This window comes from Bartonella sp. AP7XZML (assembly GCF_042195745.1).
Taxonomy (GTDB): Bacteria; Pseudomonadota; Alphaproteobacteria; order Rhizobiales; family Rhizobiaceae; genus Bartonella.
In genome coordinates this window covers 104,619-121,555 of sequence record NZ_JBHIOT010000095.1, presented here as the reverse complement: position 1 = coordinate 121,555, position 16,937 = coordinate 104,619, and the positions used below count along the sequence as shown (strand labels likewise).

Sequence of the window (16,937 nt, the reverse complement as noted above, 5' to 3'; positions counted from 1 at the left end):
GTAACAGAAAATGAGAAGAAATGAAGTATCATATGCCGTTTTTTTTATATTCGTATAGAAGAGAAAAGTTTCTTTGGAAGAATAGACGTGCTTTATAAGGGATGTCTTAAAAAATTTGTTTTATGAAGAGAGTTTTTTAAAGCAATGAATACAACTTTTTTGAAAGGTTAAAGGGTGAATATAAGACAGAACTTCAAACAGGTTGCGTGGTTACAACAAAGTGATATCCAAACACTTCTTCGTGTTTTGTCTGTGGAGGGGGAAGAGGCGCGTATTGTAGGGGGAGCAGTGCGCAATCAACTGCTAGGGCAGCCTATTAGTGATATTGATATTGCAACAACCTGTTTGCCGCAACAGGTTATTGCACGTGTAGAAGAAGCAGGATTTAAAGCTATTCCTACAGGGATTGCTTTTGGTACAATAACAGTAGTTGCTCATTCATGTTCTTATGAGGTTACAACGCTTCGCTGCGATATTGAAACAGATGGTCGTCATGCAAAAGTGGCATTTGGTCGTGATTGGAAAAAAGATGCTGAACGGCGAGATTTTACGATAAACGCGCTTTATTGTGATGCTGCTGGCAACCTTTATGATGATGTGGGAGGTTTGAGTGATATTGCTAGCCGAACAGTTCGTTTTATTGGGGTTGCAGAAGATCGTATTGGAGAAGATTATTTGCGTATTTTGCGGTTTTTTCGCTTTTTTGCGTGGTATGGAGCAGGGCGACCTGATGTGCAAGGATTGAAGGCATGTGTTCGTTTAAAACACGGTTTAAAAAAACTTTCTTCTGAACGTATTTGGGCAGAAATGAAAAAGCTTCTTGCGGCGTTTGATCCAACGCGTGCTCTTTTATGGATGCGACAAAGCAGAATTTTGGCACTTATTTTTCCTGAAACAGAACGATGGGGTATTGATGCAATTCACGCATTGGTGAAGACAGAACAGGATCTTGGTTGGAAAGTTGATCCATTGTTACGGCTAGAAAGCCTTCTTCCTCCTGATCCCATGCGTCTTCATGAAATGGCACAGCGCTTGCGTTTTTCTCTTAAAGAAACAACGCGATTAAAAGAATGGGCAGAGTTAGAAATAATAAACCAAAACTGTTCTGATCATTTTGTGCAAAAACTGATTTATTTTCATGGACGACAGCCAGTTTTAGATCAATTATCGTTGTCTGTCGCTGTATCACATCTTGATCATCTGGAAAAAAGTGATGCTTTGCAAAAAGCAGAGGGTTATGTCAAGCTTTATCAATTTGCCCAAAAATGGCAAATTCCAACTTTTCCTATTAATGGTAACGATTTAATAAAGAAAGGTTTTACAAAAGGTGTACTTTTAGGAAAAAAGCTTAAAGAGCTAGAAATGATATGGATTGAAAGCGGATTTTTAATGGATCGTCATGCACTATTAGAAAAAATTGATTTATAATATTTCTGTTTATAAACTCACTGTTGTTTATATTTTTTAAGTCAACATATTAATTTATAATAATCATTATTCATGTGAAATAAGAGTTCACAATATTGTAAGGTTATTTCAAACCTGTTCATATTACATCAATCAAAGTTATTGCCTTACACGTCACAAGTGAGGAAAAATGATTACAGAGAGGAAAATGTCTCTTATGAATCATCTCAAAGATAAGGATTCTCGAAAATGAGAACGAATAAAGAGAATAGTGGTAGCGGTTTGCACCTTGTATGACCATAAAGAGGGGGATGTTCACTGGATTTTTACTATGAGGAGTATTTAATCATTCATAGGTGGTGATATGAGGTGATATGAAATGGATGTGATGGGCACTAAGAAATGTTTATTTTACCAGCACTTAATTGTTGGAAAATGATAGGCATTATACGCTTTAACTGTTCTTTATATGTTGTATTATTGTTTTTCGTGATAATTTATGTTTTTATAGATTACAGTTTTTTTCATGATAACCAATTTGGCGTAATGCTTCTCCTGTTGTTATGGCTACGCTCATGGCGAGATTTAGAGAGCGTGCCTGTGGTTGCATGGGAATTTTCAATGTGTAATCGGCCGCTTCATGAACATAATCGGGAACGCCAGCTGTTTCACGACCAAAAAGTAAAACATCATTTCTTTGATAGCATATCTGCGTATAGCATGTTTTTGCTTTTGTACTTAAAAGCAATAGGCGGCGGTTAAAGTGTTTTATGGAGCTTATAAAATGTTGCCAATCAATGTGTCGTTCTAAGGAAGCATATTCGAGATAATCCAATCCTGCGCGTTTGAGATTACGATCCGACAGATTAAAGCCTGCAGGTTCAATAATGTGCACATGTAAACCAAAGCAAGCGCTAAGACGTAAAATCGTTCCAGTATTACCAGCAATATCAGGTTGGAAAAGAGCTATATGAAATGTCATGTTCTCTGTAATATGATTTTTCTTTCGACTTTGTAAAGAAGCACTACAATTTATTCGAAAAATATGCTTTGAGAAATACATGTTTTTTACGGTTCATTTTTATTCCCTTTAAATTTCAGGGAAAAAGTTATGTATACAGGTCTGTTTGGGATCAGAGAGAAGCTCCCTATTAGGGACTTCATTTTATTGAGCAATCCATGAAATGGATTGGCTCATGTTGAAAAGTGGGATATTTAATGAGATTAGATCATCTATTTTAATTAAAATCAACAAAATATGCTTTTTATGCAAAAACAGAAGCGAAAAAAATACTCATGCAACCAGTTGGAATTGAGGGAGGGAGAGATGCTGTAAATGTGTTAAAGAAATAACCGATAAGCTCAACTTGTTTACTGAGATATGGTCATAACAAGACTATGTTTCTTTCTTTAGAAGTGTTTATTTACATGCTATCTCTGATTTTCACGGGCGGGGGAGTAATTTTGATTGATTAATATGAATAGGTTTGAAATGAAAAAACCTTACGGTGTTTAGGGATTTCATTCACTCTGTAAAACGATGAATTATCATTATAAAACAGTTTTTTGTATAAACCATACAAATGGCAGGAGTTTTTTACGGGGATGTTTTTATGGTTGAGGTAACGGAGTGATCAAGCATTGTACAATGGGAGAGGGTATGGTAAAAGAATGTTTTAGCAAAGTGTCTCTTTAAGTTAAGGCCATGGGTGAGCAAACGAGGCGGGATTTTCTGTTTTTGGTAACAGCTGTTGCAGGAGCAGTTGGAATGGGAGCGGTTGTGTGGCCTTTTATCCGTCAGTTGCGTCCAGATGAAGCTGTTTTGGCATCTTCCTCTGTTGAGGTTGATCTTTCTGGTATTGAAGAGGGGATGTCAGTAACGGTAAAGTGGCGAGGACAGCCTGTTGTTATTCGAAATCGTACGGCAAAAGAAATTGCTGATGCGCGCGCTACTGAATTGAGACTTCTAAAAGATCGTCAAGCGCGCAATCCTAATCTTGAAGGTGAAAAAGAAGCGACGGATTTTGCACGTTCAGCAGGTAAAGGACGTGAAAATTGGCTTATCGTCATTAATCTTTGTACGCATTTAGGCTGTATAACACTTGGGCAATCTGGGAAATTTGGAGGGTGGTTGTGTCCATGTCATGGGTCTGTTTATGATACAGCTGGAAGAGTGCGGTCGGGTCCAGCTAACTATAATTTGGCTATTCCTCCTTACCAATTTCTTTCTGATACTTTGCTCAAAATAGGATAAGGTTATGACAAGGTTTTCTCCTTATTGTCCTAAAAATGCACTTGCCCGTTGGTTTGATAAGCGTTTTCCTCTTCCTCGTTTTTTTTATAATGCATTTGTGATTTTTCCTGTTCCGCGTAATCTTAATTACTTTTATACATTTGGCGGTATTTTGACCATTATGCTTGTGTCACAGCTTTTGACTGGTATTGTCTTGGCTATGCATTATGTTCCGGATATTCATTTGGCTTTTGAAACCAGTGAACGATTTCGGCGTGAAGGGCAGTTTGGTTGGCTTTTTCGTCCATGGCATTGTGTAGGCTCTTCGTTTTTTTTTATTGCTGTTTATATCCATTTGGCACGTGGACTTTATTATGGTTCTTATAAAAATATGCGAGAAATGGTATGGGTTACAGGTATTTTTATTTATATCATCATGATGGCAATAGCATTTTTTGGTTATGTGCTTGTTTGGGGGATGATGTCTATTTCAGCGGCTTCAGTGATTGCAGGGCTTTTAAAAACGATACCTTTGGTGGGGACATGGTTGCATGAGACACTTCTGGGTGGTTATGTCGTAGGACAACCAACGTTGAATCGTTTTTATGTTTTCCATTATGTTTTATCATTTATTTTGCTTCTTTTTGTGGGGCTGCATATTTGGGCAATTCATTGTGTTGGGCAAGGCAATCCAACGGGTCTTGCTATACAATCAGATAAGGAAACAGTTCCATTTTCGCCTTATGCGCTTATCAAAGATATTTTTGCTATTACTGTTTTTCTCATCTTCTTTGCCTGGTTTTTGTTTTATATGCCCGATTATATAGGGCAGGCTGAAAATTATAGTGTGGCAGATCCTTTAAAGGCACCTCTTCGTGTGGTTCCAGAATGGTATTTTTTGCCTTTTTATGCGATGCTTCGTGCTATAACTTTTGATATCGGTATTTTCTCTTCAAACTTTGTTGGCTTTGTTTTATTCGTCAGTTCGATTTGCATTTTAATTTTTGTGCCATGGTTAGACCGCTCTAAAATATGTTCAGCAAGATATCGACCTGTTTATAAAATTTTCTTTTGGGCGTTGGTTATTGATGTCGTTTTTCTTGGTTGGTTGGGGTCAAGAGAAATAAGTGACAAAATTCTTTTATGGACACAATTGGCTACGGTTTATTATTTTATATTTTTTTTGGTTATTTTGCCGATTTTGCCAGCGTTTGAAAAAAATTGTTCTCTTCCTTCTTCAATTATGCAAGATTTAAAACAGAAAAAAAAGAGACTATGGTAAATGTTTTTGTCGGGCTGGTTGTTATTGTTGCTATGAGTTTTTCTGCTCAGAGTTTAGCGAGTGATGCCTCTGATCAGGAAGAAGGATTTATTTCTTTTCCTTTACAGGTTCCTAAAAAACAAGAATGGAGTTTTTCAGGTCCATTTGGGCTTTATGATAAGGCGCAATTGAGGCGCGGATTAAAGGTTTATAGACAAGTTTGTTCCAGCTGCCATGGGCTAAAATATGTGGCTTTTCGCAATTTAAAAGATCTTGGGTATGATCAAGAACAGATCAAAGCTTTGGCGGGGCAATATGAAGTGCGCGATGGTCCTAATCGAGAAGGAAAATTTTTTAAACGTGCTGGGGTTGCAACGGATTATTTTCCTTCTCCCTTTTCACATGAAGAAGAAGCAAGATTTATTTTGAATAGTGCTTATCCTCCAGATTTGACATTGATGGCACGTGCACGTGGGGTATCTTTGCCGTTTCCTGCTTTAATTACTGATGCATTGACTCATTATGATACAGCTGGTCCAGATTATATTACAGCTCTTTTAACAGGATATCAGAAGGCACCGAAGGAGATAAAAATTGCGAATGGTTATTGGTATAATCCTTATTTTATTGCCGGTAATTCTTTAACTATGGCTCCTCCTTTGAGTGATGGTATGGTTACTTATGAAGATGGAACCCCAGAAATCATTGAACATTATGCGCGCGATGTTTCTGCTTTTTTGATGTGGGCTGCCGATCCTCATATGGAAATTCGTAAAAAAACCGGTTTTCGTGTTATTTTATTTTTAATCATTTTTGCAGGGCTTGTTTATATTTTAAAAAATCGTATTTGGTGTGGTTTAGAAGAAGAGTTAGAGAAAGGAATAAAAGACGAAATAAAGAAAAAAGGGTAAAGCGACAAGACTCGAAAGAGTATAGAGTATAAAAAGCATAAGGAACAAATCTTTTTATGATGCATTGAGGTTTTATAAAGTAAAAGCAAAGTAAAAATGGAGATGTTAAAATGAAAAAAATTGCATGTACTACTCTTATGTCAATTTTGATGGTTTCTAGTACTTATGCTCAGTCTTTTGAAGTGCCTTCAAAACCTGAAATGATCTCTTCGACGGGTATTGTACAGGTGGGGATAGATAAGTCTGTGCGTTATGTGACACCTTTAGCAACGGATTTTGTAGCTTCCAGTCTTATAGGCGCCAATGTATATAATATAGAAGATGAGAATATTGGTGAAGTAAAAGATATTATTTTACGTGAAAATAATATTGCAGGGTTTGTTATTGCTGTTGGTGGTTTTCTTGGCATAGGCGAGAGTTATGTGGTCGTTTCTCCAGAAACAATCCAGATGACAAATGATTATGGTAAATGGAAACTCATTACAAATGCGACAAAAGATTCTTTAAAGAACGCTCCAACATTTAAATACGAAGGGCGTTGGACACGCTAATTTTATATTTCTATTCTTTAATGGACCAAGCTGTTGCTATCACAATCATATGCTAGCAACAGTTTTTTTGTTCTAAAAACTCTTGAGAATTTTTGCGACAAGATTCCAAGGAGCTATTACCAAAGTTTTCAAGATAAACTATTAAGACAGAGTGAAGATTTAAGTATTATGTTTAAATAACATGATATCGCCATCTTGCACAATGTATTCCTTTCCTTCATCGCGGGCTTTTCCTGCTTCCTTTGCACCGCTTTCTCCACCCAGAGCAATATAGTCATTATAGCTGATGGTTTGGGCACGAATGAAACCGCGCTCAAAATCTGAATGAATAATACCAGCTGCTTGGGGAGCTTTTGTACCACGCGTAATTGTCCATGCTCGTGTTTCCTTAGGTCCACAGGTGAAGTAAGTAATGAGATCAAGTAAATGGTAACCAGCGCGAATGAGGCGATTGAGACTCGGTTCAAAGAGTCCTAGCGCATTGAGATATTCTGATGCTTCAGCATCACTCAGTTGTGTAATTTCCGCTTCGATAGAAGCAGAAATGATAATGCTTTGCGCATTTTGCTCTGTTGCCATTTTTTCAACTGTTTGGGTAAAGCTATTTCCACGAGCGGCGTCATTTTCGCTTACATTACAAACATAAAGTACAGGCTTGGAGGTTAAAAGATTCAAACTCTTAAGAATGTGGTGTTCATCGGAAGAAATATCTTTGAGTAATAACCGGACAGGGTTTCCCTGTTGCAGTATGTTTAATGCTTTTTCCATAATAGGTAAAATTGTGAGAGCTTCTTTGTCTTTTCCGGTTGCTCGTTTACGGATTTGTATGATTCGTCTCTCAAGACTTTCAAGATCTGCAAGCATGAGTTCGGTTTCAACCGTTGTCGCATCACAAACAGGATCAATACGTCCCTCTACATGGGTAATATCTTCATTTTGAAAACAGCGTAAAACGTGGACAATGGCATCGACTTCGCGAATATTGGCTAAAAACTTGTTTCCTAAACCTTCGCCTTTTGAAGCTCCTCGCACAAGCCCCGCAATATCGACGAAGTTAATGCGTGTAGGAATCATTTCTTTTGAACCAGCGATTGATGCAATTTTTTCCATTCGTAAATCTGGAACAGCAACTTCTCCGGTATTGGGTTCAATGGTACAAAAAGGATAATTGGCAGCCTGTGCAGTGGCTGTTTTTGTTAATGCATTAAAAAGAGTTGATTTCCCGACATTAGGTAATCCGACAATACCGCATTTAAAGCCCATGAGAGTCTTTCTTTTCTATTAATTTTATTGGTCAAGATAAAGCTTCCTTTTTATAGCATATTTTCAGAAGAGTTATAGTCCTGGTCTTGCGATAAGTGAGAAAAAAGTCTAAAGTAATAGGTATCTACTTTTTTACCTTAGTTCTTCTTACCTTATTGTTCTCCTTAGTTACAAGGATAAGAAAACTTCGAATTAATGTTAATATTGTGCTAAGTTTTTCATGGTATGCAAATCTGCATAAATAATTAATCGGAGAAAATAGAAGAGTGTTATCTCGTTGTGCCTTTTTAATTGCAGCACTTTTGGCTTTGGCTGGATGTGCTACACGTCAGTCAGATATGTCATCGGTACCTTTTCAACAAGTTCGATACATTCCACCAGAAATACAGGCTTTGTATGCTCCTGTAACGAATGAGACCTATTCGTTACCTGCTGTTGATCTTGCGACAATTGATCCAAAATATTGGCGACAAGAGGTGATTTATTATACATCTTATGCGCCTGGAACATTGGTTATAGATACGCAAGAGTGTTTTCTTTACCTTATTGGTGAAAATGGAAAAGCTTTGCGTTATGGGATTGGTGTCGGTAAAGAAGGCCTAGCATTTGAAGGTGAGGGGGTTATACAGCGCAAGCGTCGGTGGCCAAATTGGGCTCCTACTGCAGCTATGATGGCTCGAGAACCAGAACGTTATGGTCATCTTGGGAAAGGAATGCCACCAGGGCCCGATAATCCATTAGGTGCGCGGGCACTTTATTTGTTCAAAAATGGGAAAGATACACTTTTCCGTATTCATGGCTCACACGAATCGTGGTCAATTGGGCGTGCTATTTCAAGTGGGTGTATCCGTTTGCTTAATCAAGATATTATCGATCTTTATGATCGTGTTCCCATTGGTTCGCGTGTTGTGGTATTGCAAAACAATAGGAGTATTCCTACAGTTTATAGTCAACAATCAAATGGTTACGATCCGCTACAGTCGACCATTCAGCCAAATGATTTTTTTTAATTTAGGGGAGAAGATTGGAGAGAGCTGTGTTTGCTGTTCAATCTTCTCTTTCTCTCAAAAGAGAATATAAGCCTTTCTTTTTCAAAGGTGTATACAAGCTTGTATTCTGTTCTATTTTCTAGCTTCTCACGTTGCCAACAGATTTTGCCTTTGAGAAAGTTTATAAGAGGATTTTTTAAGAGTTTTTATTCATATTCTTCACGCGACTGGGACACGCAAGCTAATGGTTCTGATTGTGTTTTATCGTTTGTGAAACTTCATTCATAAAGAGGGATTTATCATCTTTTATAAGGAGAGCGATATTTTTTGCAATTGTCTCTAAGAGAGGGGATAACCATTCTTGATCAGATTTGGTAAAATTTCCCAGGACATGCTGATGAACAAGTTCTTTGCTTCCAGGATGACCAATTCCTATGCGTATACGACAATAGTCAGTACCACAATGGGCATCAATAGACTTAATGCCATTATGCCCATTATGTCCTCCACCAATTTTTATACGAACTTTCCCCGGTGACAGGTCTAGTTCATCATAAATGATGATCAAATTCTTTAAATCTAATTTATAAAATCGCAAAGCTTCACCGATAGCTTGACCAGAAAGATTCATGAAAGTTTGTGGTTTTATAAGAAAAATTTTCTCATTATTTATGAAACCATTGGAGATTTCTGCTTGAAACTTCTTTGACCATGGAGAAAAAGAGAAGGACTGATAAATGGCATCAACAGCCATAAAACCGATATTATGGCGGTTATTTTGATATTGTAAACCAGGATTGCCAAGACCAGCAATAAGCCACATGTGTATCTTCAGTCAAAGTATGAGTAAGGGTAATGTCTCATAAATTAAGGCGGAAAAATTCCCGCCTTTTGAGTTTTATGAAGTTTCCGTGTCTTCTTCATCATTTTCTTGTTCAGAAGTTTCATCGCTGACATCCATGCCAGCAGGAGCTGCAATGGTTGCAATGGTAAAGTCTCGATCTTGGATGATGGGAGTCACATCTTTTGGCAGTTGCACTGCTGAAATGTGAATAGAATCACCAATAGAGTAGCTGGAGAGATCAATTTCAATAGCTTCAGGAATAGCACTTGCTGGAGCTGTACATTCAATTTCGTGCCGAACAATATTGAGGACACCACCCTTTTTAAGTCCAGGTGCCGTATCTTCATTGAGGAAGTGGACAGGAATATTCACTTCTACAACGGATTTTGCTGAGATGCGCAAAAAGTCTACATGGAGGGGAAAGTCACGCACGGGATCTAATTGATAATCTTTTGGCAAAACCATAATTTTTTGCTTGTCAAGAATAATCGTTGCAATGGTGGTACGAAAGCCACCGGCATGAATTTTGTAGAAAATTTCTTTATAGGGAACTGTTATTGCCAAGGGTGGTTGTTTTTCACCATAAATGACAGCAGGAATAAGACCGTTGCGGCGAAGTTCACGGGAGGACCCCTTACCAACCCGCTCGCGTTTTTCGGCCTTAAGAGTGTAGCTTTTGCTCATAATTTAAGTCCTTTTTACATGATTGGAGATCCTTCAAAAACAGTAATAGTTTTTGCATGGATATGAAGATATGCGCTAACCAACAGCGATCACTCCATTCTGCGTTGCCTCCAAGGGTGTCTACGCAGAAGTTTGTTCTATAGTTCAAACTATTCATAGATGCAAGAGTTGTGGGAAAAATCGATGATTTCTACCGTTAAAAAGGAGGAAATGTTACAAATTACGGTGTGGATGGAGAATCAACCAATATGTGCTCAATATGTGCTGGCGCTGATATGTTCAAAATCAAACACTGGAGATGTTATGAAGGTTGAGATTGCCTTGGGTGAGATGTCAGAGAGTCGTGCTTTGCATAAATCGATGCCAGCACTTCTTGACTTGGAAGAATTATTGGCGACACGTCTTCTTGTACAAGGTAATTCTGGTTCAGGGAAATCACATCTTTTACGCCGTCTTCTGGAGCAAAGTGCTAAGTGGGTGCAGCATTGTGTAATTGATCCAGAAGGCGATTTTGTAACTTTGGCAGATAAATTTGGTCATGTTATTGTAGAGGCTCAACGTAGTGAATTAGAATTGACTCGTATTGCCCATCGCATTCGACAACATCGAGTTTCAGTGGTATTTAATCTTGAAGGCTTGGATACTGAACAACAGATGCGTGCTGTAGGGGCTTTCCTTGGGGCACTGTTTGATGTAGAACGTGATTATTGGTATCCTATGCTTGTCGTTGTCGATGAAGCACAATTGTTTGCTCCAACTGCAGCAGGAGAAGTTTCTGATGAAGCGCGTAAAATTTCTTTGAGCGCTATGACCAATCTTATGTGTCGAGGACGTAAACGTGGTCTTGCTGGTGTTATTGCGACACAACGTTTGGCTAAGCTTGCCAAAAATGTTGCTGCGGAAGCTTCAAACTTTTTAATAGGGCGGACTTTTTTAGATATTGATATGGTGCGCGCTGCTGATCTCTTGGGAATGGAGCGTCGCCAAGCGGAAATGTTTAGAGATCTTGAACGGGGAAATTTTATAGCTTTAGGCCCTGCTTTATCACGACGTCCCTTACCAATCATTATCGGTTCTGTTGAAACTTTGGCACGCTCTTCTAGCCCTAAATTAATGCCACTTCCAACAGAGCGGGATGATGTGCAAGAGCTCGTTTTTACTGCTTCACCAGAGGAAATTTTAACGCCATTTAAACAAACACGAGAGCCGATGAGGGAAAAGTCAATGCACGAGATGTTAGAGGAGGTAGTGCATAAAAAACAAGAGTTGTTGGAAGAAAACCCGAGTTTATTTCCTGAACTTTCTGATGTTGAGCGTGACGGCCAAGCAGAACATATTATTCGGGAGATTCTTGAGGATTCTGAGGCTTTTTATCGTTCAACAGCGGTGCTTTATCAAGATTTTTCAGTTCGTTGTCGTATCCATGGTATGTCAAAGGTTCCTTTTAATCTTTCACAATTTCGGCGTAAATTGGCTATTGCTCAGGCTTTTGTTGATGAACAAACGGCTGTCAGTGAACATTGGAAACATATTTTGCAGATATCAGAAAGTTTGGAAGAAGATGTTCAAGGAGTCTTCTTGAACGTGGCACAGGCCGCATTAGGGGGAAAGCCATGTCCATCTGATGCATTTTTAGCACGTCTTTATGGGACTCATTCTTTAAGCCGTGCACGCCGACTTTTAACCTACTTTGAAGAGCGTGGACTTATTGTTATTCACACGCATTTTAGTGGTCAACGTATTGTTGCCTTTCCTGATCTTGGTGTTGAAACAGCACCGGGAGACCCCAAGGAACCACTTTAACCAAATAAGCTGGAAACCGATTGTTCTGCTGCTGTCCTTGCTATTGCTTCTCCCATAAGGTCGGCAATGGGCAAAACACGAATATTAAGGGTTTTCTCAATAGCTTGTGTTGGCATAATTGAATCTGTAATAACCAATTCTTTCATCTCTGAATTGGCAATTCGCTCGATTGCATTACCAGAAAGAACACCGTGCGTGATATAAGCTGTGACACTATTGGCACCATGTTTAAGCAGAGCACTTGCTGCATTGCATAAAGTTCCACCTGAATCAACAATATCATCAAGCAAAAGGCAATCTTTTCCCGATACATCTCCAATGATATTCATAACTTCTGATTCACCGGGGCTTTCGCGACGTTTATCCACAATAGCGAGCAAACTGTTCAAGCGCTTGGCGAGCGAGCGAGCGCGAACCACACCACCCACATCAGGTGAAACAACGATAACATTTTCAAGAGAATAATGCACTTTGACATCGCGAGAAATGACAGGAACAGCATAGAGATTATCCGTAGGGATATCAAAAAAACCTTGAATTTGTCCTGCATGAAGGTCCAATGTTAAAACACGATGGGCCCCTGCTTCAGTAATGAGGTTGGCAACAAGTTTTGCAGAAATAGGAGTTCGTGGTCCTGGTTTTCTATCTTGGCGGGCATAGCCAAAATAGGGGATAACAGCTGTAATACGACGCGCAGAAGAACGACGAAGGGCATCAATCATGATGAGTAATTCCATCAAATGATCATTTGCGGGATAGGATGTAGATTGCAAAACAAAAACATCTTGTCCACGTACATTTTCATGCAGTTCTACGAAAATTTCTTGATCAGCAAAGCGCTTTACAGTTGCTTTGCCTAAGGGGATGTTCAAATAATTTGCAACATCTTCAGCTAGGCGTGGATTAGAATTTCCGCAGAAAAGTTTCATAGTAGAACCTCTGAATCATCATGGTGGGAATGCGACACGGTTTTTAATTTCTTTTTATTAAATTGCAAGAGAACAATTACAAAAGCCTTACAATTTTATCGATTATTATTAAAGAGCTATGCAGTATGTTTTCTCTTTTTCCAAAAGTTTATTACTTTTAGAGCAAAGTTTTTCTCCATGCGGTATATATATTGATTAAGCTTTTTGGTTATTACTTTATAAAAATACTTTCAATATGGGGAATGCTTCATATTTAAGATGAATGAAGGGGAGTAATAAAAGAAGTATCATCTTGCCTTCAATCATTATAACCAAACATTGAAAATGATCATAGCGAAGGCTATCATATTTTATGGGCTGCTAGATAATTTCGTGAAAAAAGCAAAGTACAATGGGGTTTATTTTTCCATTTGGGTAAAAAGTTTAGTTTTGCAGTTTTGGTATTGTTCTCAAGCATAAAAGGGGCTCATCTTTTGTTTTTCAGCATAATAGCAGAAATTTGCCGTCCGTAATCGGGTTCGTTACGGTGTATTGCACGGCGATAGGAGAAAAAACGCTGTTCATCTTGATAGGTACAAAGCTCTACACAAGAAGCATTAACACCTGCTTCTTTGAGTTGGTTTATAATAAATGCCCATAGATTAAAATAAAAGCGATTTATTTTGTCTGTTTTTAAAAAATATTTTTGGTATTTGCTGTGGTAATCAATAAATTGGTCGTAAAATTCATTTGTTACTTCATAGTGATAGGGGCCAATACAAGGTCCCAGGACTGCTGTTATTGATTGTCTTTTGGCTCCTTGTTTTTCCATAACAGCAATTGTTTTCTCGATAATTCCATTTAAGCTTCCACGCCAGCCAGCATGAGTTGCAGCGATGACTCTAGCTTGTGGATCAGCAAACAGAATGGGGCCGCAATCTGCTGTAAGAACCCCAATAACGAGTTCTGGGGTGGTTGTAACCAGAGCATCAGCTTGAGGAGGTGCACCGATAGTTGCTTGATGAGCTACGACAACGTTACAGGAGTGTATTTGATTAACTGTGACTAAATTTTGCGCTTCAATAGAAAAATAATTGGCAATCAAAAGACGATTCTGTACAATATATTCAAGTTGATCATTTGAACCTTTCCCAACATTAAGACTATGATAAAGATTTTTTGAAATACCACCTTGACGTGTAAAAAATCCATGTTTTATTCCATGGGGGTGTAAAGTAGAAAGATTTTTTGCAAGAATGGGATGAGGGATAGATTTCATAAAAGTTCCTTATGGAGATTATTTAAAGTGAGGATGGAGATGTTCATATTTGTCAATGAATATTTCAGATAATGATGTGCTTATTGACAAAAGCGCCGATCACCAAAATTGAGGAGGTATGGAGATGTTTTTATCACTGAAATGTAAAACTTTAAATAATTTTCCCATCTGATCTGGACCAGCGAGCCGTTCGATGTCTTGGCGGATTTTGTCTTGCAAAGGAGCACTTTTGCCAACTCCAAGCTGGTTTGCGCGCTCCAGTAGCCCCATTTTAAAAAGAAATTCTCCTTGCTCTAAGATTTCAGCAAAACAGCCTTGTTCAAGAGCTATGTTTTTTAAAAAAGAAAAATCAACATGGGATGTTAAATCATGTTCACCAGGGGCATCAAAAACATCACGAAATCTATGTTTTGAGAGTGCTTGCAAGGTATCGCCAAAGGCAAGCTCACAAGCACCATAGTCGATAAGTAAAGCAGAACCTGTCACTTGCACTAAATGGTGGCTGATTTGTTGCATGAATTGATGCCGTAAGGGGGCATGTTCAAAAATTGTTCCGTCAGGCACTTTAGAACAACAGGTTTGTAGACAAGAAGAGGGAAGTTTATGCGGGGCAGCAATAAAGATGAAATCTCCATTTTGATTGACTGTAATGCGGCGCTCTTTCCATTCTCCATTGACTTTAATATATTGGTTGATAGGGAGTGTATCGAGAAATTCATTAGCAATGAGGAAGAGAGGTTTTGAAGGAATTTGATTAAAATTTTCAATGCTATGGATTTGTTTTTGATAAGAGAAAAGGCGTTTTTTTTGTTCTTTTGCAAGTTTTTTGCTTATTTCGATCAGAAAAATTTCAGCAGCATTAAATGCCGTTTGAGAGAGCTTTTGGATAGTTCGCAAAATGTCATCCATCAAAGTTCCTCGTCCTGGACCTATTTCAGCGAGAATAAAAGGGTGAGGGCACCCTTGAGCTTTCCAGCTTGCAAGAGTCCAAATGCCAATCATCTCTCCAAATAATTGGCTTATTTCAGGTGCTGTAATGAAATCACCAGCATGTCCAAAAGGGGTTTGTGTGTGATAATAACCAAATTGGGGATCGGTGAGTGCCAACGTCATATATTGGCTAACAGTGATTGGTCCATTAAGGACAATAATTTCTTTAATTTTTTCTTTGAGATTGGCCATTTTCTGTCGATTTATATTTAAAGGCGTGGAGAAGAAGATAAAACCCTACAAGAAGCATGGGAAGAGATAAAGCCATGCCATAGGTAAAACCAGTAGAATGGAAAAGAGTCGAAAACCATTCTGGATCTTCTTGAGGCGCACGGTAAATTTCAGAAATGCTGCGTGTTACTGCGTAGCCTATAATAAATGTTCCTGATACAGTACCGGGACGTTTTAATGCTTTGAACCCAAAAATAAGAAGACACAGGATGATGAAGAGAAGAAATCCTTCCATAAATGCTTCGTAAAGCTGGCTTGGATGGCGCGGTAAATAGTAAGGATCGAGAGGAAAACAAACAGCCCAAGGACGTGTAGTAATATTACCCCATAATTCTTGGTTAATGAAGTTGCAGATTCGTACAATGCCGATACCAATAGGAGCACCTGCAGCAATGATATCAAACATGGCTCGTATGTTAATATGATTTTTACGGGCAAACCAGATCATAGCAATGATAATACCAATAAGTCCGCCATGAAAGGACATTCCCCCATCCCATACGGCAATAATAGCACTTGGATGATTAAAATAGTAAATGGGATCCCATACAAGAACTTGTCCTAAACGCCCTCCGACAACAACACTTATGGCAGACCAGACAACAAAATCTCCGATCTTTTCTTTATCCATAGGAGGGTGGCCTCTATACCATAGAGATGTTTTTTTTAATAATTTTTGCGCATACCACCAAGCAAAAAGAATACCCAGCACGTAACCAAGTCCATACCAATGAAGTGTTACGGGACCTAGCTGGATAATAACAGGATCAAGAAAAGACGGAAAAGCAATGGCTGGACAAGACAAATTGTTCATGAGTTAAGCATCTTACATTATACGAGATGAATATGAAGTGACTCTGATGGTCAGAAATGACAGATGAATACACAATGGTCAAGTCAGTAGGGAGGCTAGTCAGAAAGGGAGATAGATTTCCACTGATTTATCGTGGTAAAAATATGGTGATAAAAGGAATATTAAAAAATCTTAAACAAAATCATTAAGAAAAATCTGCACAGTATGTAAAATATAGAGTAAAAGGAACAAATTACAGTATCTAAATGTTATGAGAATACGCTATAATGCGTGCGTCAATAATTAAAATTTAAGGAAAAAGGTTATGCGTAATGGATCAAATCGTATTCTTGATGAATTAGCAAAATTAGCAACGGATGCTGCTGACGTTGCGCAAGGCATACGACGTGAAGCTGGAACAGCTTTTCGTGTGCAGGCTGAAAAGATAGCAAACAAACTTGATCTTGTTTCTCGCGAAGAGTTTGAGACTTTTAAGGAGATGGTGCTGAAAATCCATGCTGATAACGCTGATCTGAAAAGACGCCTTGATGATTTAAAAAAAGATGATTAAAAAAAAACGCAGACACAAAAAAGTAAAATAGTTTTAAAAAAAGAATCTTCAAAAAAATATCCCCAATTTTTCAATATGATGCGTGAAACTAAAAAATGCTTAATCTTGAGTCTGTTAGAGCGGAGCATTTGTTTATTTTTGATTTTTTTTGGGGGTAAAGTACATTTTTTTGAATCAGGGGGGCTGGCGCTATGAAATTGTATCAATACACTGAAAAGA

General features: G+C 38.3%; 16 protein-coding genes. 8 read left to right on the top strand and 8 right to left on the bottom strand.

Features of this window, described 5'->3' with window-relative positions:
* The first annotated feature begins 174 nt into the window (after window positions 1-174).
* Entirely contained in the window at window positions 175-1,428 is a 1,254-nt protein-coding gene (locus tag ACFILT_RS07570) for a CCA tRNA nucleotidyltransferase (RefSeq protein ID WP_375679000.1), read from the top strand.
* Between the two features lie 484 nt (window positions 1,429-1,912).
* Here ACFILT_RS07570 and ACFILT_RS07565 read toward each other — a convergent pair whose 3' ends face one another.
* Window positions 1,913-2,389, bottom strand: a complete 477-nt coding sequence (locus ACFILT_RS07565; protein ID WP_375679001.1) for a tRNA (cytidine(34)-2'-O)-methyltransferase — start codon at window positions 2,387-2,389, stop codon at window positions 1,913-1,915.
* Between the two features lie 723 nt (window positions 2,390-3,112).
* On the opposite strand from ACFILT_RS07565, the gene petA reads away from it, so the two are divergent.
* From petA to ACFILT_RS07545, 4 genes are all read left to right on the top strand, one after another.
* Window positions 3,113-3,661, top strand: a complete 549-nt coding sequence (petA, locus tag ACFILT_RS07560; protein WP_375611173.1) for a ubiquinol-cytochrome c reductase iron-sulfur subunit — start codon at window positions 3,113-3,115, stop codon at window positions 3,659-3,661.
* Window positions 3,662-3,665: 4 nt separating this feature from the next.
* Window positions 3,666-4,922, top strand: a complete 1,257-nt coding sequence (locus ACFILT_RS07555; RefSeq protein ID WP_375679002.1) for a cytochrome bc complex cytochrome b subunit — start codon at window positions 3,666-3,668, stop codon at window positions 4,920-4,922.
* Window positions 4,916-5,812 (top strand): cytochrome c1, encoded by an 897-nt coding sequence (locus tag ACFILT_RS07550; RefSeq protein ID WP_375679003.1) that lies wholly within the window; start codon window positions 4,916-4,918, stop codon window positions 5,810-5,812. Before ACFILT_RS07555 ends, ACFILT_RS07550 begins: the two co-directional genes overlap by 7 nt.
* Window positions 5,813-5,922: 110 nt before the next feature.
* On the top strand, window positions 5,923-6,363 hold the full coding sequence (locus ACFILT_RS07545; RefSeq protein WP_375611176.1) for a PRC-barrel domain-containing protein: 441 nt from the start codon (window positions 5,923-5,925) through the stop codon (window positions 6,361-6,363).
* A 159-nt stretch (window positions 6,364-6,522) separates the two neighbouring features.
* Here ACFILT_RS07545 and ychF read toward each other — a convergent pair whose 3' ends face one another.
* Entirely contained in the window at window positions 6,523-7,626 is a 1,104-nt protein-coding gene (ychF, locus tag ACFILT_RS07540) for a redox-regulated ATPase YchF (RefSeq protein ID WP_375612983.1), read from the bottom strand.
* 266 nt (window positions 7,627-7,892) lie between these two features.
* On the opposite strand from ychF, the gene ACFILT_RS07535 reads away from it, so the two are divergent.
* Complete coding sequence (locus ACFILT_RS07535) at window positions 7,893-8,636, top strand: L,D-transpeptidase (RefSeq protein WP_375679004.1); 744 nt, start codon at window positions 7,893-7,895, stop codon at window positions 8,634-8,636.
* Window positions 8,637-8,856: 220 nt separating this feature from the next.
* Here ACFILT_RS07535 and pth read toward each other — a convergent pair whose 3' ends face one another.
* A complete protein-coding gene (gene pth, locus ACFILT_RS07530) occupies window positions 8,857-9,438 on the bottom strand; it encodes an aminoacyl-tRNA hydrolase (RefSeq protein ID WP_375631640.1) in 582 nt (193 codons plus the stop codon).
* 75 nt (window positions 9,439-9,513) lie between these two features.
* The gene (locus ACFILT_RS07525) at window positions 9,514-10,143 is read right to left on the bottom strand and encodes a 50S ribosomal protein L25/general stress protein Ctc (RefSeq protein ID WP_375610123.1); all 630 of its coding nucleotides are present in this window, start codon (window positions 10,141-10,143) and stop codon (window positions 9,514-9,516) included.
* Window positions 10,144-10,446: 303 nt separating this feature from the next.
* Between ACFILT_RS07525 and ACFILT_RS07520 the strand changes: the two genes are divergently transcribed.
* Complete coding sequence (locus ACFILT_RS07520) at window positions 10,447-11,946, top strand: helicase HerA domain-containing protein (protein WP_375611181.1); 1,500 nt, start codon at window positions 10,447-10,449, stop codon at window positions 11,944-11,946.
* On the opposite strand, the gene ACFILT_RS07515 is transcribed toward ACFILT_RS07520, so the two are convergent.
* The 4 genes from ACFILT_RS07515 to lgt form a co-directional block, all read right to left on the bottom strand.
* Window positions 11,943-12,875, bottom strand: a complete 933-nt coding sequence (locus ACFILT_RS07515; RefSeq protein ID WP_375679833.1) for a ribose-phosphate pyrophosphokinase — start codon at window positions 12,873-12,875, stop codon at window positions 11,943-11,945. The two genes, ACFILT_RS07520 and ACFILT_RS07515, sit on opposite strands and share 4 nt — an antisense overlap.
* A 466-nt stretch (window positions 12,876-13,341) precedes the next feature.
* On the bottom strand, window positions 13,342-14,133 hold the full coding sequence (gene pgeF / locus ACFILT_RS07510; protein ID WP_375677802.1) for a peptidoglycan editing factor PgeF: 792 nt from the start codon (window positions 14,131-14,133) through the stop codon (window positions 13,342-13,344).
* A 99-nt stretch (window positions 14,134-14,232) separates the two neighbouring features.
* Window positions 14,233-15,315 (bottom strand): class I SAM-dependent methyltransferase, encoded by a 1,083-nt coding sequence (locus tag ACFILT_RS07505; RefSeq protein ID WP_375679006.1) that lies wholly within the window; start codon window positions 15,313-15,315, stop codon window positions 14,233-14,235.
* Complete coding sequence (lgt, locus tag ACFILT_RS07500) at window positions 15,290-16,168, bottom strand: prolipoprotein diacylglyceryl transferase (RefSeq protein WP_375679832.1); 879 nt, start codon at window positions 16,166-16,168, stop codon at window positions 15,290-15,292. Before lgt ends, ACFILT_RS07505 begins: the two co-directional genes overlap by 26 nt.
* A 304-nt stretch (window positions 16,169-16,472) precedes the next feature.
* Between lgt and ACFILT_RS07495 the strand changes: the two genes are divergently transcribed.
* Window positions 16,473-16,718: an accessory factor UbiK family protein gene (locus ACFILT_RS07495; RefSeq protein ID WP_273791228.1), complete on the top strand. Its 246-nt coding sequence runs from the start codon at window positions 16,473-16,475 to the stop codon at window positions 16,716-16,718.
* Window positions 16,719-16,937: the final 219 nt, after the last annotated feature.